The organism is Pseudomonas sp. NPDC098740, from assembly GCF_044760065.1.
GTDB lineage: Bacteria > Pseudomonadota > Gammaproteobacteria > Pseudomonadales > Pseudomonadaceae > Aquipseudomonas > Aquipseudomonas rossensis.
Genome location: NZ_JBIWAM010000012.1, coordinates 26,451 through 48,968, shown reverse-complemented (window position 1 = coordinate 48,968; position 22,518 = coordinate 26,451). Strand labels below are relative to the sequence as shown.

Here is a 22,518-nt window from a genome sequence, read left to right as displayed (position 1 = left end):
GCGCCTCTCATCGCTAGAATTGCGCACTTTTTGACCAGAGGCGCAACATAGCGCCCGTCTGTCGCCTTGCCGTCTTCGGCTGGAGGCGTCACAAATACCGAGGTTAGACATGTCCACCACTCCTGCGCCGGCCAATCCAAAGGTTGGCTTCGTATCCCTGGGTTGCCCCAAAGCACTGGTCGACTCCGAGCGCATCCTTACCCAACTGCGCATGGAAGGCTATGACGTCGTGTCCACGTATCAGGACGCTGACGTCGTGGTGGTCAACACCTGCGGCTTCATCGACTCGGCCAAGGCTGAGTCTTTGGAAGTGATCGGCGAAGCCATCAAGGAAAACGGCAAGGTCATCGTGACCGGCTGCATGGGCGTCGAAGAAGGCAACATTCGTAAAGTGCACCCGAGCGTGCTGGCCGTGACCGGTCCGCAACAATACGAGCAAGTGGTCAACGCCGTGCACGACGCCGTGCCGCCGCGCCAGGATCACAACCCGCTGATCGACCTGGTACCGCCGCAGGGCATCAAGCTGACCCCGCGCCACTACGCCTACCTGAAGATTTCCGAAGGCTGCAACCATAGCTGCAGCTTCTGCATCATCCCGTCGATGCGCGGCAAACTGGTCAGCCGTCCGGTCGGTGACGTGCTCGACGAGGCTCAGCGCCTGGTCAAGGCCGGTGTCAAAGAGCTGCTGGTGATCTCGCAAGACACCAGCGCCTACGGCGTCGACGTGAAATACCGCACCGGTTTCTGGAACGGCGCGCCGGTGAAAACCCGCATGACCGAACTCTGTGAAGCCCTGAGCACCCTCGGCGTCTGGGTTCGTCTGCACTATGTTTACCCGTACCCGCACGTCGACGAGCTGATTCCGCTGATGGCCGCCGGGAAAATCCTGCCGTACCTGGACATCCCGTTCCAGCACGCCAGCCCGAAAGTCCTCAAAGCGATGAAGCGCCCGGCCTTCGAAGACAAGACCCTGGCCCGTATCAAGAACTGGCGCGAAATCTGCCCGGACCTGATCATCCGTTCGACCTTCATCGTCGGTTTCCCCGGCGAAACCGAAGAAGACTTCCAGTACCTGCTGAACTGGCTGACCGAAGCGCAACTCGATCGCGTCGGCTGCTTCCAGTATTCGCCGGTCGAAGGCGCACCGGCCAACCTGCTGGACGCGGCCATCGTGCCGGACGACGTCAAGCAAGACCGTTGGGATCGCTTCATGGCGCACCAGCAGGCGATCAGCTCGGCTCGTCTGCAAATGCGCGTTGGCCGTGAAATCGAAGTGCTGGTCGATGAAGTCGACGAGCAAGGCGCGGTTGGCCGCTGCTTCTTCGATGCCCCGGAAATCGACGGCAACGTGTTCATCGACAACGGCAGCAACCTGAAACCAGGCGATAAAGTCTGGTGCAAAGTGACCGACGCCGACGAATACGACCTGTGGGCTGAACAGATCTAAACGCAAAAAATACGAAAAGCCCCGCTCTCTTGACGAGATGCGGGGCTTTTTTACGGCTATCGTTTTGTGAGGAAAGGATTCTCAACATTCACAGAAACAGCGAGTAAAAAGAAGGGGCAACCGGCCATGCGCCAACATTCGGTCATCCACACGCCGAAACAGAGCGACTACGAAGAACTCACTCAGGTCTGGGAAGCCTCGGTGCGCGCCACCCATGACTTTCTGCCGGACAGCTACATTGAACTGCTGAAGAACCTGGTGCTGACGCGCTACCTCGATGCGGTGATGCTGATCTGCACCAAAGACCCGCGCCAGCGCATCACCGGGTTCGCCGGGATCGCAGCGGGCAAGATCGAAATGCTCTTCATCGACCCGGCTCACCGCGGCCAGGGCCTGGGCAAGCAGTTGCTGCGCTATGCCATGGAACACCTGAATGCCGATGAACTGGACGTCAACGAGCAGAACCCGCAGGCGCTGGGGTTCTACTTCAAGCAGGGCTTCGAGGTGATCGGTCGCTCGGAAGTCGACGGCATGGGCCAGCCCTATCCGCTGTTGCACATGCGCCTGCGTCAAAACCAGCAACATTCGCGGCATGGCTGACACAACGCAGGACAAATGTGGGAGCGAGCCTGCTCGCGAAGGGGCCATCAGTTTCACATCAATGTTGACTGATAAACCGCTTTCGCGAGCAGGCTCGCTCCCACAAAAAGCTTTACTGCGCAAATGGACCCGCGATTAACCGGCGCCAGGCAGGTACAATGCCCACCCCTTTTTTGTTACGGCCCTGTCATGACTGACCCGATTCGTCTCTCCAAACGCCTCATCGAACTCGTCGGCTGTTCCCGTCGGGAGGCTGAGCTGTTCATCGAGGGCGGCTGGGTCACCGTGGACGGTGAAGTCATCGACGAGCCGCAGTTCAAGGTCGAGAACCAGAAAGTCGAGCTTGATCCAGAAGCCAAGGCCACTGCGCCGGAACCGGTGACCATCCTGCTGAACGTGCCCGTGGGCATGGATGCGGAAACGGCCATGGCAACGATCAGCGCCGAGACCTTGAGCGAAGAACACCGCTTCAGCAAACGTCCGCTCAAGGGCCACTTCCTGCGGCTGACTGCCAGCACCGACCTGCAGGCCAACGCCAGCGGTCTTTTGGTATTCACCCAGGACTGGAAGATCCTGCGCAAACTCACTGCCGACTCCGCCAAGATCGAGCAAGAGTATGTGGTCGAAGTTGATGGCGAAATGGTGGCTCACGGCCTCAACCGCCTGAACCACGGCCTGACCTACAAAGGCAAGGAACTGCCGCCGGTCAAAGCCAGCTGGCAGAACGAAAACCGCCTGCGTTTTGCGATGAAGAACCCACAACCGGGCGTCATCGCCCTGTTCTGCCAGGCCGTAGGCCTGAAGGTTGTCGCCATCCGCCGCATCCGCATTGGCGGCGTGTCCATCGGCAAAGTGCCGTTGGGGCAATGGCGTTACCTGTCCGGCAAAGAGAAGTTCTAAGACTTTTCACGCCGCCACACATTTTGGCGCCGCTGTTTATGCGGCGCCCACTGCTGAATATCAGGATTGCACACCATGATTCATAACGACGTACTGCGCAGCGTGCGCTACATGCTCGACATCAGCGACAAGAAAGTCATCGAGATCATCAAGCTCGGGGGCATGGACGTGACCCTGGAAGACCTGGTGACGTACCTCGACAAGAAGGAGGAAGACGAGGAAGGCTTCGTACGCTGCCCGGATGAAGTCATTGCGCATTTCCTCGATGGCCTGGTGATCTTCAAGCGCGGCAAGGACGAAAGCCGTCCTGCGCAGCCGATCGAAGTGCCGGTGACCAACAACATCATCCTGAAGAAACTGCGCGTGGCCTTCGAACTGAAAGAAGACGACATGCACGCCATCCTCAAGGCCTCCGAGTTCCCGGTGTCCAAGCCTGAGCTGAGCGCGCTGTTCCGCAAGTTCGGCCACACCAACTACCGCCCGTGCGGCGACCAGTTGCTGCGTAACTTCCTCAAGGGCCTGACCCTGCGCGTGCGTCCGCAATAACGTGCGAGACGGATCTACTTTGTAGGAGCTGTCGAGAGCAACGAGGCTGCGATCTTTTGAATTTCAGTTGGGCCGAAAAAGGTCAAGATCAAAAGATCGCAGCCTCGTTGCACTCGACAGCTCCTACAAGGCCGAATGGCCTCCCATTCCTCGCAAAAATAGTGGCTCCGCTTCCGACGGCTGACGACTAGGGTGTATTGACCCTCAGCTCTCAGGATTCGCCATGCACCCGTACTTTTCCTTGCAAGGCCGCACCGCTCTGGTGACCGGCGGCACCCGTGGTATCGGCAAAATGATCGCCAAGGCTTATGTCGAGGCTGGCGCCACCGTATACGTCTGCGCCCGGGATGCCGAAGCCTGTCAGCAAACGGCTGATGAATTGAGCGCATTCGGTCGTTGCCTCGGAGTGGCGGCCAACCTGGCCACCGAAGAAGGCGTACTTCAACTGGCTACGCGACTGGGCGAGCAGATCACTCATCTGGATATTCTGGTGAACAACGCCGGCACCACGTGGGGCGCGCCGCTGGAGAGCTACCCGGTCAAGGGCTGGGAAAAGGTCATGCATCTGAACGTGACCTCGGTGTTCAACTGCATTCAGCAGTTTTTGCCGCTGCTGCGTAAGGCCGGTTCGCCAGCGAATCCGGCGCGGATCATTAACATCGGTTCAGTGGCCGGGATTTCGTCCTTCGGCGAACAGGCTTATGCCTACGGACCGAGTAAGGCAGCCCTACATCAACTGTCACGGATTCTCGCGCGGGAGCTGGTGAGCCAGCACATCAACGTCAACGTCATCGCACCGGGGCGTTTTCCGAGCAAGATGACGCAGCACATCGGCAATGATGAGCAGGCGTTGGCCGACGACACCGCATTGATTCCAATGAAACGCTGGGGCCGGGAGGAAGAGATGGCGGCGTTGGCGATCAGTCTGGCGAGTACGGCCGGGGCTTATATGACGGGGAATATCATTCCTCTGGATGGTGGGTTCAGCCTCTAAATCGGCGGCGCGACCTTCGCGAGCAGGCTCGCTCCCACAGGGGAATGCATTTCAAATGTGGGAGCGTGGCTTGCCCGCGATGACGGACTAACAGGCACCACCGGTCTTGAGGCTGCTCGGGTTATCATGCCCACCCTCACCCCGCCTCGACCCCAGACCATGACCTACAGCGTTTCCCCCATCGGCTTTGTGCGCTCCTGTTTCAAGGAGAAGTTCGCCATCCCGCGCCAGCCACAACTGGCCCCGGCCGCTCGCGGCGTGCTGGAACTGGTGGCGCCGTTCGATCAGGGCGATGCGGTGCAAGGTCTGGAACAGGTCAGCCACGTGTGGCTGCTGTTCCTGTTTCACCAGGCCCTGGAAGAAAAGCCACGACTGAAAGTCCGCCCTCCTCGTCTCGGCGGTAACAAATCCATGGGTGTGTTCGCCACCCGCGCGACGCATCGGCCCAATGGCATCGGCCAATCCGTGGTGAAGCTGGACAAGGTTGAAGCCAATCGCCTGTGGATATCCGGCATCGACCTGCTGGACGGCACGCCGATTCTCGACATCAAACCCTACGTGCCTTACGCCGACATCATCGAAACAGCCTCCAACAGCATCGCCAGCGCTGCGCCGCAGCTGATTCCCGTGCAGTGGACGGATTCAGCGCTGCAACAGGCTCACGGCCATGCTCAGCGCCTCGAAGAACCGCTGGTGGAGTTGATCGAGCAATGCCTGGCACAAGACCCACGTCCGGCGTACCAGATTCCTACACCCGAACGGGAATACGGCGCGCAGTTCTGGGACCTGGACGTGCGCTGGCACTATCCCGAGGCGGGTGTGATCCGCGTCCTCGAAGTCATTCCCGCCTCCAACCTGTAGGAGCTGTCGAGTGAAACGAGGCTGCGATCTTTTGATGTTGCTTTTAAAAAACAAGATCAAAAGATCGCAGCCTCGTTTCACTCGACAGCTCCTACAAGGTTTGCATTGGGCATAAAAAAGCCCCCATTGCCTGCACAGGCAATGGGGGCTTTTCAGTGATGCAGTGTACTTACTTCTCGACGAACGCTCGCTCGATCAGGTAATCACCCGGCTCGCGCATCCGCGGCGACACTTTCAGGCCGAAGCTGTTCAACACTTCGCTGGTCTCGTCGAGCATGCTCGGGCTGCCGCACAGCATGGCGCGGTCGTCTTGCGGGTTGATCGGTGGCAGACCGATGTCGCTGAACAGCTTGCCGCTGCGCATCAGGTCGGTCAGGCGACCTTCGTTCTCGAACGGCTCGCGGGTCACGGTCGGGTAGTAGATCAACTTGTCACTCAGGGCCTCGCCGAAGAACTCGTTCTGCGGCAAGTGCTCGGTGATGAACTCGCGGTAAGCGACTTCGTTGACGTACCGTACGCCGTGGCACAGGATCACTTTTTCGAAACGCTCGTAGGTTTCCGGATCCTGGATGACGCTCATGAACGGCGCCAGACCGGTACCGGTGCTGAGCAGGTACAAATGTTTGCCAGGCTTCAAGTCATCCAGCACAAGCGTGCCGGTAGGCTTCTTGCTGATGATGATCTCGTCGCCTTCCTTCAGATGCTGCAGCTGGGAAGTCAGCGGGCCATCAGGCACCTTGATGCTGAAGAACTCGAGATGCTCTTCCCAGTTCGGGCTGGCAATCGAGTAAGCGCGCATGAGCGGCCGGCCGTTGGGCTGTTGCAGGCCGATCATCACGAACTGACCGTTCTCGAAGCGCAGGCCCGGATCGCGGGTGCACTTGAAGCTGAACAGAGTGTCGTTCCAGTGATGAACACTGAGGACACGCTCGTGGTTCATGTTGCTCATGTACGTGGGACTCCTGGAGATTTTGTCTGCGCGTGCTCTGCGCCTGCTCTGCGAAAAATGAGCTGCTGTGCGCAATTGCATCGCATTCTAATGGCAGCCACAATATCTGTTAACTGGATTATTAAGATAAGGGTTATCGGTTATATAGATATGCGATTTACTCTCCGTCAACTTCAAGTATTCGTCGCCGTCGCCCAGCAGGAAAGCGTATCCCGTGCTGCGGGTCTGCTCAACCTCTCGCAATCGGCGGCGAGCACCTCGATCACCGAGCTAGAGCGTCAGTCCAGCTGTCAGCTGTTCGACCGCGCCGGCAAACGGCTGAGCCTCAACGCCCTCGGCAAACAGCTGCTGCCGCAAGCGGTGGCGCTGCTCGACCAGTCCAAAGAAATCGAAGATTTGCTCAATGGCAAGTCGGGATTCGGCTCTCTGGCGGTCGGCGCGACCCTGACCATCGGCAATTACCTGGCCACCTTGCTGATCGGCAGCTTCATGCAGCGCCATCCGGAAAGCCAGGTGAAGCTGCACGTGCAGAACACTGCCAACATTGTGCAGCAGGTTGCCCACTATGAAATTGATCTGGGTCTAATCGAAGGTGACTGCAGCCATCCGGACATCGAAGTACAGAGCTGGGTCGAGGATGAACTGGTGGTGTTCTGTGCGCCCCAGCATCCACTGGCCAAGCGCGGCACGGCGACCATGGAAGAGCTGACCCACGAAGCCTGGATTCTGCGGGAACAGGGCTCTGGCACGCGACTGACCTTTGACCAGGCCATGCGTCACCATCGAAGCTCGCTGAATATCCGGCTGGAACTGGAACACACCGAAGCGATCAAGCGTGCGGTGGAGTCCGGGTTGGGGATTGGCTGCATTTCTCGCCTGGCACTGCGCGATGCATTCCGCCGCGGCAGCCTGGTGCCCGTAGAGACGCCGGATCTGGATCTGGCGCGGCAGTTCTATTTCATCTGGCACAAACAGAAATATCAGACGTCGGCGATGCGTGAATTCCTCGACCTGTGCCGCGCTTTCACCGCCGGGGTTCAGCGCAGCGACGAGATCGTTCTGCCTACCATCGCTTAAAGCAGGATGACCGCCCAGACCAGCGCGATCATGCTCAACGTCACGAACTGCGCAGCGCTGCCCATGTCCTTGGCGTTTTTGGACAATGGGTGCAACTCAAGGGAAATACGGTCGATGGCCGCTTCCACTGCCGAATTGAGCAATTCGACAATCAACGCCAACAGGCAGACTGCAATCAGCAACGCCTGCTCGACGCGACTGACGTTCAGGAAGAACGACAGCGGGATCAATATGACGTTGAGCAACACCAGTTGCCGAAAGGCCGCTTCGCCGGTGAAGGCTGCGCGCAGACCGTCCAGCGAATAGCCGGAGGCATTGAGGATGCGTTTTAGGCCGGTTTGGCCTTTGAAAGGTGACATAAAGTAGGCAACTGACCAAAAAGGAAGTGGGAAAGCTAAATTAAGCAAAGTCAAAAAAGCGTGAACGCGCCGCGCCTGGTTAGCTAGAAATTGACTCAAGTTGTTGCAGAAGCAACGCCGCCTGGGTCCGGGTCCGCACATTCAGCTTCCGAAAAATCGCCGTCACATGCGCCTTGATCGTCGCTTCGGAAACGCTCAGCTCGTAGGCAATCTGCTTATTCAACAAGCCTTCACAGACCATGGTCAGCACACGAAACTGCTGAGGCGTCAGGCTCGCAAGGCCTTCGCTGGCGGCCTTGGCTTCGGCGGAAACGCTGACCGCCTCGAACGCCTGGGGCGGCCAGAACACATCACCATCGAGCACCGCGCGTACGGCTTTCTGGATGACGCTCAGATCACTGGACTTGGGAATGAAGCCGCTGGCGCCGAATTCACGAGACTTGACCATGATCGAGGCTTCTTCCTGGGCCGACACCATGACCACCGGAATTTGCGGATACTGACCGCGCAACAGCACCAGCCCTGAAAAACCGTAGGCCCCCGGCATGTTCAGGTCCAGCAGCACCAGATCCCAGTCGGACTTCTCGTCCAGACGGGTTTCCAACTCAGCAATGCTTGCCACTTCCACCAGACGGACTTCCGGGCCCAGGCCCAGGGTCAACGCTTGATGCAGGGCGCTACGAAAAAGAGGGTGGTCATCGGCAATCAGGATTTCGTATGTGGCCATTTTTCAAATGATCCTGTTTTTCAAACAACTCGAGGTACAGCCTCGGAGCTGTACCAACAGGGCACGTTCAACGCCAATCACGTGGCTATCCACGTAAAGAATACGGCGTATCAAACTTTGGCCGCGCCCTAATCGGCGCCAAGCATGCCCAGCGAAGTCGGGGTGGTCAAGGTGCATGGCCAGTACAGTTCTTTGCAGTATGGGCGACAATCAGCACGTGACAGGGGCGCCGATTTCCACAAAAGGCATCAGCTCGGCGTGTGCCGGTGTTGAAACATTCATTTCAAGCTGATGTTTGGCATCGAGGTAATGTTGGCTGAACACATCGAAATAAGCGTCCAGTGCCGACGCAGCCTCGGTATCACCCGCCAGATCGAGACACAACGCCGCCACTTCGACCGTGCATAAATGCTCGCTGCGGGTCGACCGGCGCAACCGATACCGCGATAGCTTCTCGGGCAACAGGCTCAGGATCGGAAGCCGATCAAAGTAGGGGCTTTTGCGGAAAATCTTCCGGGCTTCTGTCCAGGTGGCATCCAGCAGAATGAACAGCGGACGCTTCGAACTATCGGCATCGACGCTGTTTGTGACACGCTCGGGTTCGACGTACTCACCCGGAAACACCAGATAGGGTTGCCATTGCGGGTCGGCCAGCAGCGCCAGCAGTTGCTCATCAACTTCCGTACGCGACCAGATGAACGCATGGTTGTCGCGCACCACATCGGCGATCAGCCAACCGGTGTTGCTCGGCTTGAACACTTCCTTGTTGGTCATGATCAGGCACACGCCAGAGCGGGCCTCGACTTGCGGGCGCCAGGCGCACAGGCAGTGGCTCTCGATCACGCGGCAGGCTCGGCAACGCGGTGCCCTCCAGCCTCGGGCCTGAATCGGCTTGATGCCCTCTTCCTCTCGCTCATCGCGCAAGCGGGCTACTGCGTTTGCAGCAAAGCGTGGGGTTGCAGGGTTCATCGCAGGCAACGCCGGCAGGGGAAGAAAATCGACACGAAAAACACTCGGCAGGGCAGAAAGTGGCGGCAGTTTATCAGAGCAACCGGCGCAAGCCTGTACCGTCCAGGCCTCGTCCCCTATAATTCGCCGCCACTGAACGCACAGTCATGTGACGGGTCGAACCACCAGTCACTGAACCAGGAGAGTTTCATGCTGCGCCTTATCGTTCCCACCGCTGCCATTTTGCTGGCGTCGTCCTTCAGCGCTCAGGCTGCTTCCTTGAGTGAGCAGAATCTCAACAGAGAGCTGCAAAACGTCGCCACACAAAGCAGTGTTGGTACTCCACGGGCGATCAACGAAGACATTCTTGATCAGGGCTACACCGTCGAAGGCAACACGCTGATCAATCATCTAAGCGTACAAAGCAGCCACGCCAACAAGATGCGTGCCGACCCGAAAGCCGTGTATTTCCAGCTTGGCGCCTCTGTATGCAACAACCCATCGTTCCGCAAACTGATGGCCAAGGGCGCGGTCATGCGTTACGACTTCACTGAGGTGAAGACCAACCGCTCAGTCGGCTCCGCCAGCTATCAGGAATCGGACTGCCCGAAAGCGGCTCCGGCCAAGAAGAAGTAATCATCGGGAAGTGGCGCGCCGCTGTTCATCCTCGGCGCGCAGTTCTGCCAACAACGCCTGCAAATAACGGGAACGTCGGCCGGCCCCCTCCAGACGCCGGCAGCACTCTTCTTCGAGACTCAAATGATTGGTCTCGGCTGATGATTTCAGCAATCGATACAGTTGCGTATCGATCTCCAGAATGACTCTGGTCATAACATCCCGCCTCCGTGCACTTCGCCCTTGCTTGAGCGATAAAATCCTTGAACCGCTTGTAACGTGCGTCCTGCCTTTGACGCAAAGTTGTCGTTGCCCTGCCTGTAATTTAGTAAATCAGACTGTCGTACACTCGCCTTGCGTTCAGACGAGCGGTGAAAGCACCTTGCAAATCGCCAATAAGCGGTTGCCAGGAAAGACTTCGCGGCGCAATGATCAAGTCAGCGAAAATCTCTGCGAGGGTCTAGATTCATAGTGTTCACGTTCACTTTTCAGGGCAGGAAAGGGGCTGCCCGTTGCGCGTCTTGTTGTGCGAATGTTTCCTTCACCCAAGGGAAAAACAGAGCCTGTATGGAAGGAGAAGTTGATGCCTTACCAACCGAATGACCTCCTGAGCCGTCATTTTGAAGAAAGCGGCCACGACCTCATCAGCAAGGTCGAAGAGCAACTCAACCTGGTTTCACCCAACAGCCCGAACATCCCGATCTACCGCGACATGATCCTGACCGTGCTACGCATGGCCCAGGAAGATCACAACCGCTGGAATGCCAAGATCACCCTGCAAGCCCTGCGTGAACTGGAACACGCTTTCCGTGTTCTGGAGCAATTCAGGGGGCGCCGCAAGGTCACCGTTTTCGGCTCGGCCCGAACACCGATAGAACATCCTCTGTACGGTCTGGCCCGAGAACTTGGCGCCGCGCTGGCGCGCTCAGACCTGATGGTCATCACCGGTGCCGGTGGCGGCATCATGGCGGCGGCCCACGAAGGTGCTGGCCTGGCACACAGCCTGGGATTCAATATCACCCTGCCCTTCGAGCAGCATGCCAATCCCACCGTCAATGGCACCACCAATCTGCTGCCCTTCCACTTCTTCTTTACCCGCAAGCTGTTCTTCGTCAAGGAAGCCGATGCTCTGGTCCTGTGCCCTGGCGGTTTCGGTACCCTGGATGAAGCGCTGGAAGTGCTGACACTGATCCAGACTGGCAAAAGCCCGCTGGTGCCCGTGATATTGCTGGATGCTCCCGGCGGCAAGTTCTGGCAAGGTGCGTTGGACTTCATCCACCATCAACTGGAGGAGAATCGCTACATCCTGCCGACCGATATGAAGCTCGTCAGTCTGGTCTACAGCGCGGAAGAGGCTGTGGAGCAGATCAATCAGTTCTACAGCAACTTCCACTCCAGCCGCTGGCTCAAGCATCAATTCGTGATTCGCATGAATCACAAGCTCAGCGAGCAGGCGCTCGAACACATGCAGGAGGCATTTGCCGACCTGTGTCTGAGCGATCATTTCCATCAACATGCTTACAGCGGAGAGGAACACGACGAACCGCAGTTCAGCCACCTGGCGCGACTCGCCTTCACCTTCAACGCCCGTGATCATGGACGCCTGCGGGAACTGGTGGACTACATCAACCTGCCGGAAAACTGGGCGCAGTCCAACCTCCAGGCGCAACAGCGCACGCGGGAACCGTCCAAAGTTACGTAGATAAAAAAACGGCCCGCTATCGAAATAGCGAGCCGTTTCAGTCAATCGTCCATCCCTCGGCCGCTGAACAAGCGGCTGATCATTTCCATGGAATATCCCCGATAACTCAGGAACCTGCCTTGTTTGGCACGTTCCCGGGCGTCTATCGGTAAATGCCCGGAAAACTTTCGCCGCCAGGTGTCTTCCAGTTGTTCCTGCCAGTTGATACCGCTCTCGCGCAAAGCAAGTTCGATGTCAGTACGCTGCAGGCCGCGCTGGCTCAACTCTTCACGAATACGCAAAGGGCCATAACCGGAACGGGAACGGTAGGAAACAAAGCTTTCGAGATAACGGGATTCGGACAGCAGGCCTTCTTCCGTCAAACGGTCGAGTGCCGTGTCGATCATTTCAGGGAGGGCGCCGCGTTGACGCAGTTTACGCGTCAACTCGACTCGACCGTGCTCGCGTCGCGCGAGCAGGTCCATTGCGGTTCGCCGCACCGCGACGAGTGTATCGAGTACGGCGGTCATCGGATCAATCAGATATCAGCGTCAGCCAGGTCATCAGCAGTCTCTTTGACTGGCGATGCTTTAACGTCCGGCGCTGGAGTCAGCAACTTGTCGCGCAGCTGCTTCTCGAGCTTGGCGGCGATTTCCGGATTGTCTGCCAGGAACTTGGCCGAGTTAGCCTTGCCCTGACCGATCTTGGTGCCTTCATAGGCATACCAGGCGCCGGACTTCTCAACAAAACCGTGCAGCACGCCCAGGTCGATCATCTCGCCGTTGAGGTAGATGCCTTTGCCGTAAAGAATCTGGAACTCGGCCTGACGGAACGGCGAAGCCACCTTGTTCTTCACAACCTTGACGCGGGTTTCGCTACCGACAACCTCGTCACCTTCTTTCACCGCGCCGGTACGGCGGATGTCCAGACGAACCGAAGCGTAGAACTTCAGCGCGTTACCACCGGTGGTGGTTTCCGGGCTGCCGAACATCACACCGATTTTCATACGGATCTGGTTGATAAAGATAACCAGGCAGTTGGCGTTCTTGATGTTACCGGTGATTTTACGCAGCGCCTGGGACATCAGACGGGCTTGCAGGCCCACGTGCATGTCACCCATTTCGCCTTCGATTTCAGCCTTTGGAACCAGAGCCGCCACGGAGTCGACGATGATCACGTCAACCGCGTTGGAACGCACCAGCATGTCGGTGATTTCCAGGGCTTGCTCGCCGGTGTCCGGCTGCGAAACCAGCAGGTCGTCGACGTTGACGCCCAGTTTGCCGGCGTATTCAGGGTCGAGGGCGTGTTCGGCGTCGACGAATGCGCAGGTCGCGCCGGCTTTTTGAGCCTGGGCGATCACCGACAGTGTCAGCGTGGTTTTACCGGAGGATTCAGGACCGTAGATTTCAACGATACGGCCTTTTGGCAGACCGCCAATGCCGAGCGCGATGTCCAGACCCAGAGAGCCAGTGGAGATAGCCGGGATCGCCTGACGGTCCTGATCGCCCATACGCATTACGGCACCATTGCAGAATTGACGTTCGATCTTACACATTGCCGAACCCAAGGCTTTCTTCTTGTTGTCGTCCATTAAAGTCCTCACGTAATCAATAAGGCCTGACGGCCAACACCTGTATAAGTAGCCAGTATTATTCCACAGCGTTTCAGGATCGCCTACCCCTGATTTGAGATTTCTCCAGCGGCATGGCGCAGCAGCCCCTCTAGCGCGGCCTTCACCGTTTGTCGGCGGACCTCGTCACGGTTGCCGGGAAAGTACTGCACCTCGCTGAACACCTGTTCACCAACGCCCCAGGCCAGCCACACGGTGCCCACCGGCTTGCTCGGCGAACCGCCATCCGGTCCCGCCACACCGCTGACCGCCACGGCAAATCGCGCCCGGCTTTTCTCCTGCGCGCCGCGGACCATGGCCTCGACCACCTCGCGACTGACCGCCCCCACCGTTGCAAACAACTCGACCGGGACATTCAATTGCTCGGTTTTCTGGCGATTGGAATAGGTGACATAACCAGCCTCAAACCATGCCGAACTCCCCGGAATCCGGGTGATCGCCTCGCTGATCCCGCCGCCGGTGCAGGACTCGGCGGCGCTAACGTGGGCATTGAGAACCTGCAAGCGCCTGCCAAGTTCAGCGGCCAGTTGGGTGATTTCTTTCACGGTCATCTCCTGAGCAAGCGGAATGAGAACTACCGTACACGAGCGTAACGCGCTTGCAAGGCGCAGGATCGATCAAAATGTTAGCGAGCGAGGGCTCTGATATAAGCCTGACAGGCCTGCAAGGCAATCAGTCCGCGGTCACCGGCATCGGTGATGGCGACAATTCGTTGAGCATGCGCCGGGTCAAGTCGGGCGCGCGCTGCTCCATGATCCACGCGGCTGGCTCCGGAGGCGGTTGGCACTGCACAGACAGAGGCAGCGTCATGGGCATCGAGGAGGACTGACAAGCGCACATCAGCAGTGGCAAGACGATCGCGCAGGCGACCTTGATCACGTTGGGCATCGCTAAGCGCTCGGTAATGGGTTTGTTCGCTGGTCGAAAGACGCTGCTCCAGTGCTAGACGCTTGTCCTGCTCGGCCTGTTGCTGCGTTGCGGCTGCCAGAGTCAGCTGATTCAGTGCCTCGGCGTGCAGCTTGGCCTTTTCCGCCAGCTGCCGGCCATACCGCCAATCCTGAAACTGCCAGGCCAGCGCCGCTGAACCACCGGCCAACACAGCCAGAAACAGAACAACGCCAATGACGCGGCAAGACATCGGGATCAAACCGAAGGCTGGCATAACACCGCCCTCGCCCGCGCCCAGAGTTGCAAGCGATCCTGCAAACCGTTCAGGCCGCCGTTGATGCGGCGGGTGATGCTGTTGAACTGGTCGCGGTCGGCCAGTTCGTTGAAGCCATTTTGCTCCCAGAACCACGCGGCCGATTCGGCGGCCCATTGCGGTTGTTCCAGTAGTTCAGGCAGTGACAACAGACGTTCATCGCCGAACAGCCCGAGGCTGCATCGGCAGTAGTTGTTGCGGCCGGTGATCTGGATCAGGCCACGACCACGATACTTTTGACCGTCACCGTCAGGCTCTGGCGTATTGCCAAGGCGCACAGCCAGTGCGCCAGTGTCGTACTTGCTCAAATATTGAGCGCTGCCCAACTCACGCACGTACTGCAACTGCCCCGACTCGTGACCGACTTGCGCAAGGAAGGCGGCGATGCGTTTTGGGGTGTTGATGTTGCGGTGAGACATGGCTGTGTTCAGGACGGAAATGAAAACGCCCGCTTGGGAGCGGGCGTTGGGCATAACGATCTGTAGTTGTTGCTGCGTAACGGTCATATAGCCCCCAGGGCCTGACGAGTGTCTGGTTCGTGTCAAAGATATCCATTCAGCCAAAGTGGCGTAGTGGGTCGATGTTCAGTGAAAGGAAAAAACGACCCTTGCGGCCAATCCCGAAGTGCACGGCGATAGGCCTGCAACTCGGCGTATTGCTCGGTGGTCAGCGTCGTGCCACCGCCGTCCTCCAGTTCGTCCCTGTCGCGGGCGACCATACCGTCGGTGGCCGATAACTGAGTGTCACGCCAAAGGCGCTCGGCCGTCGCTGCTTCCTCCGGCACCAGAGGCGGTGTATCCACAAGAACGGGATAGCCGTTATCGGCTCGCACCGAAATCAACTTCGGGGTTACAGCCAGTTGCTGGAGGAGCGAAACCCAGTACGCCTGTGGAATCTCAATGACATCGGAAGGAATATCCGACGTATTGATTCCTGGAACATAAACACCGCAAGTACTCGCGCTAAACAAAACATTGAACTCGTTCATTTAATAGCCCTTGGCAAAATACGTGACACCCCATCCGGCCCTGACAGAGCCACCCATGTCCCGAACCTTCAATCGGCAGCCCTGTTTCGTGGCAGTACCAGCCAACATGATGACCATCGCGCCATCACCGCCGACATGAGTAGCAACGACAGAAACAAAGGCGGTTGGAAACGAAATCGGAAAGGTGACAAAAACCTCCCCGTTGGCATCTGTCGTACCGTAACCCCATTGATCGATATTGCCGCTGGAGTACTTCTGGTAACCGGGGTTGCCGGTCATACCCGAGAACAACGGTGAATATCTCAGGCTGATCGTGCCACCTGCCAGACGCCACTGATTGTCCAGCTTGATGAACTCCGCCGTATCTCCCAGACCCAGAATGATCGGTCCGGTCGCCCCGTTGGATAGCTTGATGATGTCTGCACCGCCAGCAGTCGTTACTGTCAGCGCTCCCGACCCGGCATTGATGACATGCAGGGTGCTCGCATGCGCAATTCCGGTGGTCGCAGGTAACGTCGTCGTTATCGGTGCGGTACTGGAGAAGCTGGCAATTCCCCCCACATTGGACGCTGCCAGCGCAGTACCCACGCCATAAGACGCAAAACCTGAATATTGCAGCCCGCTACGGGTTACAAACTCAGTTGTTGCGACGGTATTGTCATTGTCGAACTGCGGGGCAGTGACAAACAGACCACTGCCCCGCAATGCTGTAAGAAGCTGATTATTGATCCCTTCCGCGGGGGTTATTCCAGCGGCCTGGATAACACTTACTACTTCCTGGGTTATTCCATTACCCCAACTCGCCGGAATTAAAGACCCAGGCGCCCCCGTCACAGGGTCTTCATCGACAAACTTTCCATTCACCAACCCGGCGCTGGGTACACTCCGTGGATAATCCATTGCACTTTTCCTTGTGTAGAACTCAGGCTTGTTCCGCCGAGCTTGGCACAACAGGCCAGGTGATCTCACTGGGGAAACCGGTCTGTTGTTCGATGCGATTCAACTCCACGCTGTAGAGTTTCCATTCCAGCAATTGCAGTTGCTCTTGATGGCTGGCATCGCCGATGTCTTCGGCGTATTGGAGGGGCGCAATGCGCCGTACAGCGTCACGAAGAAGAGTATCGCGCTGGTCGAGAATGATTTTTTTGAAATCCATCAACCGGGCCGCTTCATCGACTTGCCACGCGTTATCGATCCACCTGTGAAAACCGCCCGGCCACGGTTGCGTGGTAAAACCTTCCGGCAACTCTCCCAACGTCGTCCATGTTTCCCTGAACCCCGTGTCGGTGCGATAGACATCACCGCGAAAGTCGGCTTGTTGTTGCAAGGCACCCTTGACATAAGCCCAGGCAAATCCGCCGGGCGGTGGAGAAAGTTCGATACTCAATGCCATGGCATTGCTCGGCAGTTGCACGCCGACACCCGGCACGACCGGAAACTCGACAGGCCCGAACAGCGCACCGCTGTCGTCCATCAGATAATTGAACATGTGCACCTCAGATCAGTTTGATACGGCCGGGATAAGCGATGTTTCGCGGGCGTGTTTCTCCCGAAAAATTACCGATGTTGCCTATGTAGGTATCAGAATCGAACGCCGGATTAGGGTACGTCGTCGCGATCGATCCACTGGTTGGGTAAAAATTGACGTCGCTTGAAGCATTCCAGATACCATCCGGAATCGCAGGTGCCGGACGGAAGGAAGAACCCGTACTGGTTGGCAGATAGTGGTTGTGGCTTTGTAGGGAATGCCCCTGAAGACTGCCCGCTGTGCGCCCGACATCCAGACCTCTGGACTCGTCAAGGACACGCAGAAACTCGCCACGCACTTCCGGAATGCGAAAGTTCAGCGCGCCATCGCCACTGGTCCATCCACCCTCCCTGCCCGCACGACCGGCTTCAGTGGTCAGCACCCCCGAGGACTGGGCGAAGTCCCACAGCCACGGCCATTCGCTGCGCAGCAACAGACTGCCATTCAGCGCTCCATAACCGCCTGGACTGATCAGCACGGTCGTATCTAACACCAGCCGCCCGAGAGGGGCGGCATCATACCGTCCGACCGGCCACCAACTGCCGTCACCGGTACTGCGCAAATGCCACCAGTCACCGCTCCCCATTAACACTAAAAAGGGATAGCCGGACGGCGAAAGTTGGGTATGGAATCGAATGCGATCCGTGCCGCCGGCCCGGACGACAAGGCGATTGCCGCTGTTATCCACGCGACGCAGAATGACGTCGCGCACACCAAGTCCGGCATTCGCCGCGGGCAGAGTGACCGTCATGGCACCGGGGCTGCCGTCGATCAGGACAAAACCGAGCTCTTGCTCACTCAGCGTCTTGGATGTACTGAGCCGAGTCACCACCGAACGGATCGGGCTGGCCGTGCCGACAATCGCCTCGATGGCCTTGAGCAACTGGCTGGTATCCGCTTCAGAGGCAACCAGTCCGCCGCCTTCGATAACACTCACAATCTCTTGGGTAACGCTGTTGCCCCAAACTGCCGGAATCAACGATCCCGGCGTCCCGGCCACGGGGTTTTCATCGACGAACCGGCCATTGACCAGCCCGACGCTGGGCACGCTTTTTGGATAGTCCATACGTCTATCTCTCCTCTGAAATAACAAATGGTCCGTGTCGACGCAGTTAGCGGTGCAATCGCGCCCACGGTTTTTTTCAAGAAAGAAAAAGGCCCACGAATACGTGGGCCTGAACAGGGGAATTGAAGGGCTCTCGCCTAGTCAGCCGAGCCACTGACGAATTCACGAATAGCCACCAACGCTTCATCGCCAGCGCTGCGGGCCAGATCTATCTTGCCCTTGGCCGCGTGCGCGCGGATTTGCATTTTGGCCTTGAGGCGCAGGGTGCGCAGGGTGCGCAGATGGTCGCTCAACTGTGCGGCTTTGCTCAGGATCTGCTCAGCGGCTTGCTTGGCCGTCCGGCCTTTAACGACCCATGCGGAGACGGCCATCGGCACGTCCTTTTTCGGGTAGCCTGCCTCCTTGTAGGCTTGGGCGGCAACGGCGGCCTGAGCATATTCCATTGCCTTGAGTGGATCACCGGCCAGAGCAGTGCGTGCTTTGTCTGCAGCAGCATCGACTTTGGCGCACAGGCGTTCGGTTTCCTGTTGTTCCAGCAGAGCGATTTTCGCGGCGTCCAGCACCCATTTCTCACCGTCCCAGTCATGGGCGGCAGAAGGCTGTGCGGGACGCAGACCGTCCTCAAACTGATGAAGCTCTTGAATAACGTTCATCGAATCAACTCCCAGGAAAGACTGACATTAACTGCCGCCGCGAAGTTGACCGCGATTCCAGTGGCGTAATCAGACACGGGGTGGTTCTTGATCCCCATACTGAACAGCAATTCATCGCTGACGGCGCTGGTCGAACCGAGCATGTGTTCGGCCTGGTAGGACTGCCACAACGAGCGCAATTGCGAATGGTCGAAACTGGCGGTCAGGGTCGTGACCGTGGCGTCGTTGACAAAGTTATTGGTGAAGATCACGCACGGCATCGGAGTCGTCCAACCACCATCGTGATTGGAACTGGTGGTCAGCGCCGGTGAGAGAAAGCAGTAGTTGCCGCCAACCCAACCTGTTGGCGCAAACGACACCCCGGAGATCTCCGTCGCCGAAGGCGTCGGGTTCCCCACCACCAGACGTGCCGCCCGGGCATGAGGATCCAGAGGTAGGTAAACCACACCGTTGCCGTTGACAGTTTGCGTCCACGCCAACCGATTACGATTGTAGATCGGCCTGATGACCGGCACGGAACCCGGCGCAGCCGTCACCACCCAAGCAATGCAGAGGTCCAGTGGCGTGGACTGAAAACCGCCCCCCGCCCCGCCATTGACAGTGCCCTTCAAACCTTCGGGCGCGGCGTCATAGATTGTTCCGCGCTGCATGTAAAAGGTCAGCGCCCCACCGATCACCTGCGCCCGAAGAAAGTAGCTGGAGGTCGGCATCAAATCCGCACTGCTCCACGCTTGGGTAGTAAACGTCCGCGCCCTGCCCAACTGCCCCGCGACGACTTCCTGGCCAATGCTGACCAACACTCCCACCGGAATCGACACCCGGCCGCCACTGGTCGAAACCGCCGCAGGGGTCACCGGCAAACGCCCATCCGCCGTCGCCACGGTGGCCGACGGCAGAGAGCCGATCGGCAACGCCGAATCCAGATTCCAGCCCTTGGCCGAAACGCTCTGAATGGCCAGCAGCAATTGGTCGAACTTCGTCTCATCCGGAGTCAAATCCCCCGCCTTGATGACATTCACAATCTCCTGCGTCACCCCATTCCCCCAGTCCGCCGGAATCAACGACCCCGGCGTCCCCATCAACGGGTTTTCATCCACAAACTTCCCATTCACCAACCCGGCGCTGGGCACACTTTTCGGATAGTCCATCCCTCTACTCCCTAGTCATAATTGATGTGCACCTTGGTATGCGCCGGAGCGCTGCGATGGATCTGGCATTCCAGCGCAGAACCCGGGTTCATGCCGAAGCGTTCGCCCCAGTAGCTGGCGCCGAAACGTCGGCCCAGCAGCAGGCGGCCACCGGTGTTCAGCGTCCACATGAAATGCGCCTGCCATGTTCCAAAATGCGCCTGGCCAAACCGGGCCCGTCCCATTCGCGGGACTTCAAGCTCGGTGATGGTGGCGTTCGGGTAACCCTGACTCTTGGCGATCTCGACGTAGTAGCTGATGGCCTGGCTGCCAACAGCGAGCAGTCGCCGGCGTACGGCGAGGCGGCGGTCGTCGAACAGTGGCGTCGCACCTAGGCACGGGTCGGGCAGGTTCATCACCCGCTCCCAATCCGGTACCAGTTCACTGACGCCGGCGGGGTCCATTTCGTTGAGCAGGTCGACGGCGCGAGCGTCGAGGCGGGCCAGTTCCTGGGCGACGCCTTGAAGGACTTCTTCGAGTTCCGGGACCCGCTCCGGGTCCCACGCGGGGCCGCTGGGTAGCAGGCTGCGCAGTTGGGCCTGGTATTGCGCGGCGGTTCTGATCACTGCCATACGCAACCTCCGAAGGTCAGCAACTGGTTGCTCTCGGCTTCGACGTCGGCGGTAGGTGATTTGAGATCGTGATCACTTTCACCTGTTGCGCTGCTGATGGCTTCACGGATGTGACTCACCAGCAGGGTGTCGCCCAGGCCTCCTTCGCGGTTATGCAGGTCGCGCAGTTGCGCCTCAACGGCGGCGCGTACGGCCGTGGTGTCGGGCTTCAGGCTCAGTCGGTAGGTCACCGGCACTTGTACCGGCGGCAGCACACGCAATTCGGCGGTGACCGGGCGCAGAGGTTCGATGTAGGCCTGAACTTCAGCCAGTTGCTCGGGATTGGGGACGGGTTGCGCATCGTCGTCGCGCATGATGTACAGACTGACAATGCCGGGACCGGGATAGCTGCCGCGACACCACGCACGGGTCACCCCCGGACATTCGAGCGCCCAGGTTTCGTAGTCTTGCGCCGAACCGCCGTGAGGAATGATCCGGTAAGAACGAATCACCCGGGACCGCAGGGACTCCAGACTTTCCCGAGCGATACCGCCGGTCAACCCCGGCGCCAGCACCGTGAAGCTGTTGCCGATAATGCCCAGAATCGGCTGCACCGGAATCAGCGTCATGCCGGCGTCGGCATTCCCGAGGCTGCCGGCGTCGAGGGCGGCGATGGTGGTGCTGTTCAAGCCATTGCTGGTGGTGCGGGCGGAAGTGACTTTGTAAATGCGACCGTCGTTCGATTGCAGCAGCGTATCGACGTCCAGCACAGCGCCAGCGCTGGCGGTAAAGCTGACGCTGCCACTGGCCGATTGCGCGGCTTTGCGCGGCTGATTCAGACGCAGTGCGGCGATCCGTTCCAGGGTCGATTCATCGGCCTTGTCCGGGAGGATCTGCTCGGCGATCCAGTCGAGGTAACCATACAGGCCATAGGCGGCACCACCGAGGGTACGGGCCAGCACTTGCGCATCGGACTGGCGCAGCGAATCGCTGGCCAGGTCGCTTTGGGTGCGCGTGATCAGCACCGGCAGCGAAGGGGTTTCAAACGGCATAGATCACCTGCCAGCTGTTATCAGGGTTGATGTCCAGGCGCTGGGCGTCGAGGCGTTCGCTGATGATGTCGATGGCGCTGCAATGGCCGTCGTCGATCAGCCATTGCAAGGCTTCGCGGGCGTAGAACTCGGCGTCCATCTGGGTCTGCCGGGTCAGCTTGACCCGCCGCAGCAGCCAAAGGCGTGAGCCGATACGGTCGTCCGCGACCGTAGGAAAGGTGTCGCCCCACCAGCCGAAACGTTCTTCGTCATCGAGGGCATCGTCATCGGCGGCGCGGCGCCAGGTGAACAGGCTGATCAGCACTGAACGGGTCAGTGCGGCGTGGAGGTTTTGGCTGATAAACATCACTGGCCTCCCGCCGGCACGCCGGTCTGGCCGTTGCCCGCCTGCACGCCGACGTGCACGTGCTTGATCTGGCTGATGCCGCCCGCGACCTGGTCGCCCTGGGAGACGATCTTGCCGGTCTGGGTCAGGGTCGGGGTGGCGATGTTCACAGCGGTGCTGGCACGGATGTTCAGGGTGGCGGTTTCGATGTCGATGATCCGTCCACGCTTGAAGTGGATCTTGTCGCCTTCGTCGGTGTAGATCGCTACTTCGCCCTGGGCCAGTGCCTTGAGGCGATAGCGGCGGTCGGCGACCACCAGCACGATGGCGTGAGAACGATCACCGCCCAGAAACGTGGCGATGCCTTCAGCGCCGGCCAGCGGATTGCTGGTGAAACCGTAGGGTTCGAAGTGCTCCATGTCGTCGTTCACTTCGCCGGCGGTGAGGCGCATTTGCAGCGATTGAAGCTTGGTAGCCGAGTTGGCGAGCACGACAGTGCCGCGCGCCAGGAGGCGTGTCAGTAGGCTCATTGGGTTTCCTTCAAGGTCAGGCTGGTGGGAGCGGCGCCGGTCACGGCATTTGCTCCCACAGGAGATCCCCTGTGGGAGCGAGCTTGCTCGCGATAGCGGTGGG

29 protein-coding genes are annotated in these 22,518 nt (G+C 58.8%); 9 read left to right on the top strand and 20 right to left on the bottom strand.

Annotated features, from left to right (window positions below):
- The first annotated feature begins 109 nt into the window (after positions 1-109).
- From rimO to tsaA, 6 genes are all read left to right on the top strand, one after another.
- On the top strand, positions 110-1,447 hold the full coding sequence (rimO, locus tag ACIQU2_RS16410) for a 30S ribosomal protein S12 methylthiotransferase RimO (RefSeq protein ID WP_064676142.1): 1,338 nt from the start codon (positions 110-112) through the stop codon (positions 1,445-1,447).
- Positions 1,448-1,573: 126 nt separating this feature from the next.
- The gene (locus tag ACIQU2_RS16405; protein ID WP_403142543.1) at positions 1,574-2,047 is read left to right on the top strand and encodes a GNAT family N-acetyltransferase; all 474 of its coding nucleotides are present in this window, start codon (positions 1,574-1,576) and stop codon (positions 2,045-2,047) included.
- Between the two features lie 189 nt (positions 2,048-2,236).
- Positions 2,237-2,947 (top strand): rRNA pseudouridine synthase, encoded by a 711-nt coding sequence (locus ACIQU2_RS16400; protein WP_403142540.1) that lies wholly within the window; start codon positions 2,237-2,239, stop codon positions 2,945-2,947.
- A gap of 75 nt (positions 2,948-3,022) precedes the next feature.
- Positions 3,023-3,493, top strand: a complete 471-nt coding sequence (locus ACIQU2_RS16395) for a DUF1456 family protein (RefSeq protein WP_347803991.1) — start codon at positions 3,023-3,025, stop codon at positions 3,491-3,493.
- A gap of 223 nt (positions 3,494-3,716) precedes the next feature.
- Positions 3,717-4,487, top strand: a complete 771-nt coding sequence (locus tag ACIQU2_RS16390; protein WP_403142536.1) for an SDR family oxidoreductase — start codon at positions 3,717-3,719, stop codon at positions 4,485-4,487.
- Positions 4,488-4,646: 159 nt separating this feature from the next.
- Complete coding sequence (gene tsaA / locus ACIQU2_RS16385; RefSeq protein WP_347803997.1) at positions 4,647-5,348, top strand: tRNA (N6-threonylcarbamoyladenosine(37)-N6)-methyltransferase TrmO; 702 nt, start codon at positions 4,647-4,649, stop codon at positions 5,346-5,348.
- A gap of 169 nt (positions 5,349-5,517) precedes the next feature.
- Here tsaA and fpr read toward each other — a convergent pair whose 3' ends face one another.
- Positions 5,518-6,297, bottom strand: coding sequence for a ferredoxin-NADP reductase (gene fpr, locus ACIQU2_RS16380; RefSeq protein ID WP_030127957.1), 780 nt, complete (start codon positions 6,295-6,297; stop codon positions 5,518-5,520).
- Positions 6,298-6,447: 150 nt separating this feature from the next.
- Here fpr and ACIQU2_RS16375 point away from each other — a divergent pair, with 150 nt between their 5' ends.
- A complete protein-coding gene (locus tag ACIQU2_RS16375) occupies positions 6,448-7,374 on the top strand; it encodes a LysR family transcriptional regulator (protein ID WP_008153977.1) in 927 nt (308 codons plus the stop codon).
- Here the strand turns inward: ACIQU2_RS16375 and ACIQU2_RS16370 are convergent.
- From ACIQU2_RS16370 to ACIQU2_RS16360, 3 genes are all read right to left on the bottom strand, one after another.
- On the bottom strand, positions 7,371-7,733 hold the full coding sequence (locus ACIQU2_RS16370; protein WP_403142533.1) for a diacylglycerol kinase: 363 nt from the start codon (positions 7,731-7,733) through the stop codon (positions 7,371-7,373). The genes ACIQU2_RS16375 and ACIQU2_RS16370 overlap by 4 nt on opposite strands.
- A 79-nt stretch (positions 7,734-7,812) precedes the next feature.
- Positions 7,813-8,460 (bottom strand): response regulator transcription factor ErdR, encoded by a 648-nt coding sequence (gene erdR / locus ACIQU2_RS16365; protein ID WP_046046272.1) that lies wholly within the window; start codon positions 8,458-8,460, stop codon positions 7,813-7,815.
- A gap of 210 nt (positions 8,461-8,670) precedes the next feature.
- Positions 8,671-9,429: a tRNA-uridine aminocarboxypropyltransferase gene (locus ACIQU2_RS16360; RefSeq protein ID WP_403142529.1), complete on the bottom strand. Its 759-nt coding sequence runs from the start codon at positions 9,427-9,429 to the stop codon at positions 8,671-8,673.
- Positions 9,430-9,618: 189 nt separating this feature from the next.
- Between ACIQU2_RS16360 and ACIQU2_RS16355 the strand changes: the two genes are divergently transcribed.
- Entirely contained in the window at positions 9,619-10,044 is a 426-nt protein-coding gene (locus ACIQU2_RS16355; RefSeq protein WP_403142526.1) for a PA3611 family quorum-sensing-regulated virulence factor, read from the top strand.
- Here ACIQU2_RS16355 and ACIQU2_RS16350 read toward each other — a convergent pair whose 3' ends face one another.
- Positions 10,045-10,239 (bottom strand): hypothetical protein, encoded by a 195-nt coding sequence (locus ACIQU2_RS16350; protein ID WP_347803988.1) that lies wholly within the window; start codon positions 10,237-10,239, stop codon positions 10,045-10,047.
- A 367-nt stretch (positions 10,240-10,606) separates the two neighbouring features.
- On the opposite strand from ACIQU2_RS16350, the gene ACIQU2_RS16345 reads away from it, so the two are divergent.
- Positions 10,607-11,725 carry a TIGR00730 family Rossman fold protein gene (locus ACIQU2_RS16345; protein WP_347803987.1) on the top strand — a complete coding sequence of 373 codons (1,119 nt, stop codon included), beginning with the start codon at positions 10,607-10,609 and terminating at the stop codon, positions 11,723-11,725.
- Positions 11,726-11,766: 41 nt separating this feature from the next.
- On the opposite strand, the gene recX is transcribed toward ACIQU2_RS16345, so the two are convergent.
- The 15 genes from recX to ACIQU2_RS16270 all read right to left on the bottom strand — a co-directional run bounded on the left by recX (position 11,767) and on the right by ACIQU2_RS16270 (position 22,415).
- The gene (gene recX / locus ACIQU2_RS16340) at positions 11,767-12,234 is read right to left on the bottom strand and encodes a recombination regulator RecX (protein ID WP_046046277.1); all 468 of its coding nucleotides are present in this window, start codon (positions 12,232-12,234) and stop codon (positions 11,767-11,769) included.
- Positions 12,235-12,242: 8 nt separating this feature from the next.
- The gene (recA, locus tag ACIQU2_RS16335; RefSeq protein ID WP_403142523.1) at positions 12,243-13,295 is read right to left on the bottom strand and encodes a recombinase RecA; all 1,053 of its coding nucleotides are present in this window, start codon (positions 13,293-13,295) and stop codon (positions 12,243-12,245) included.
- 83 nt (positions 13,296-13,378) lie between these two features.
- Positions 13,379-13,879: a CinA family protein gene (locus ACIQU2_RS16330; protein WP_403142521.1), complete on the bottom strand. Its 501-nt coding sequence runs from the start codon at positions 13,877-13,879 to the stop codon at positions 13,379-13,381.
- A gap of 80 nt (positions 13,880-13,959) precedes the next feature.
- Positions 13,960-14,496 (bottom strand): lysis system i-spanin subunit Rz, encoded by a 537-nt coding sequence (locus ACIQU2_RS16325; protein WP_403142518.1) that lies wholly within the window; start codon positions 14,494-14,496, stop codon positions 13,960-13,962.
- Positions 14,478-15,041, bottom strand: coding sequence for a glycoside hydrolase family 19 protein (locus tag ACIQU2_RS16320; protein ID WP_347803984.1), 564 nt, complete (start codon positions 15,039-15,041; stop codon positions 14,478-14,480). Before ACIQU2_RS16320 ends, ACIQU2_RS16325 begins: the two co-directional genes overlap by 19 nt.
- A gap of 35 nt (positions 15,042-15,076) precedes the next feature.
- The gene (locus ACIQU2_RS16315) at positions 15,077-15,523 is read right to left on the bottom strand and encodes a phage tail assembly chaperone (RefSeq protein ID WP_347803983.1); all 447 of its coding nucleotides are present in this window, start codon (positions 15,521-15,523) and stop codon (positions 15,077-15,079) included.
- On the bottom strand, positions 15,524-16,423 hold the full coding sequence (locus ACIQU2_RS16310) for a gp53-like domain-containing protein (RefSeq protein WP_347803982.1): 900 nt from the start codon (positions 16,421-16,423) through the stop codon (positions 15,524-15,526). It abuts the gene before it with no gap.
- 22 nt (positions 16,424-16,445) lie between these two features.
- A complete protein-coding gene (locus tag ACIQU2_RS16305) occupies positions 16,446-17,012 on the bottom strand; it encodes a tail fiber assembly protein (protein WP_347803981.1) in 567 nt (188 codons plus the stop codon).
- A 7-nt stretch (positions 17,013-17,019) separates the two neighbouring features.
- On the bottom strand, positions 17,020-18,117 hold the full coding sequence (locus ACIQU2_RS16300) for a phage tail protein (RefSeq protein WP_347803980.1): 1,098 nt from the start codon (positions 18,115-18,117) through the stop codon (positions 17,020-17,022).
- A gap of 137 nt (positions 18,118-18,254) precedes the next feature.
- On the bottom strand, positions 18,255-18,770 hold the full coding sequence (locus tag ACIQU2_RS16295; protein ID WP_347803979.1) for a phage tail protein: 516 nt from the start codon (positions 18,768-18,770) through the stop codon (positions 18,255-18,257).
- Positions 18,767-19,918, bottom strand: a complete 1,152-nt coding sequence (locus ACIQU2_RS16290; RefSeq protein ID WP_347803978.1) for a phage tail protein — start codon at positions 19,916-19,918, stop codon at positions 18,767-18,769. Before ACIQU2_RS16290 ends, ACIQU2_RS16295 begins: the two co-directional genes overlap by 4 nt.
- An 11-nt stretch (positions 19,919-19,929) precedes the next feature.
- Positions 19,930-20,529, bottom strand: coding sequence for a YmfQ family protein (locus tag ACIQU2_RS16285; RefSeq protein ID WP_403142512.1), 600 nt, complete (start codon positions 20,527-20,529; stop codon positions 19,930-19,932).
- On the bottom strand, positions 20,520-21,560 hold the full coding sequence (locus ACIQU2_RS16280) for a baseplate J/gp47 family protein (protein ID WP_403142509.1): 1,041 nt from the start codon (positions 21,558-21,560) through the stop codon (positions 20,520-20,522). The genes ACIQU2_RS16285 and ACIQU2_RS16280 overlap by 10 nt, the downstream gene beginning before the upstream one ends.
- On the bottom strand, positions 21,550-21,906 hold the full coding sequence (locus ACIQU2_RS16275; RefSeq protein WP_403142507.1) for a phage GP46 family protein: 357 nt from the start codon (positions 21,904-21,906) through the stop codon (positions 21,550-21,552). The genes ACIQU2_RS16280 and ACIQU2_RS16275 overlap by 11 nt, the downstream gene beginning before the upstream one ends.
- A complete protein-coding gene (locus ACIQU2_RS16270) occupies positions 21,906-22,415 on the bottom strand; it encodes a phage baseplate assembly protein V (protein WP_403142506.1) in 510 nt (169 codons plus the stop codon). Before ACIQU2_RS16270 ends, ACIQU2_RS16275 begins: the two co-directional genes overlap by 1 nt.
- Positions 22,416-22,518 lie beyond the last annotated feature (103 nt).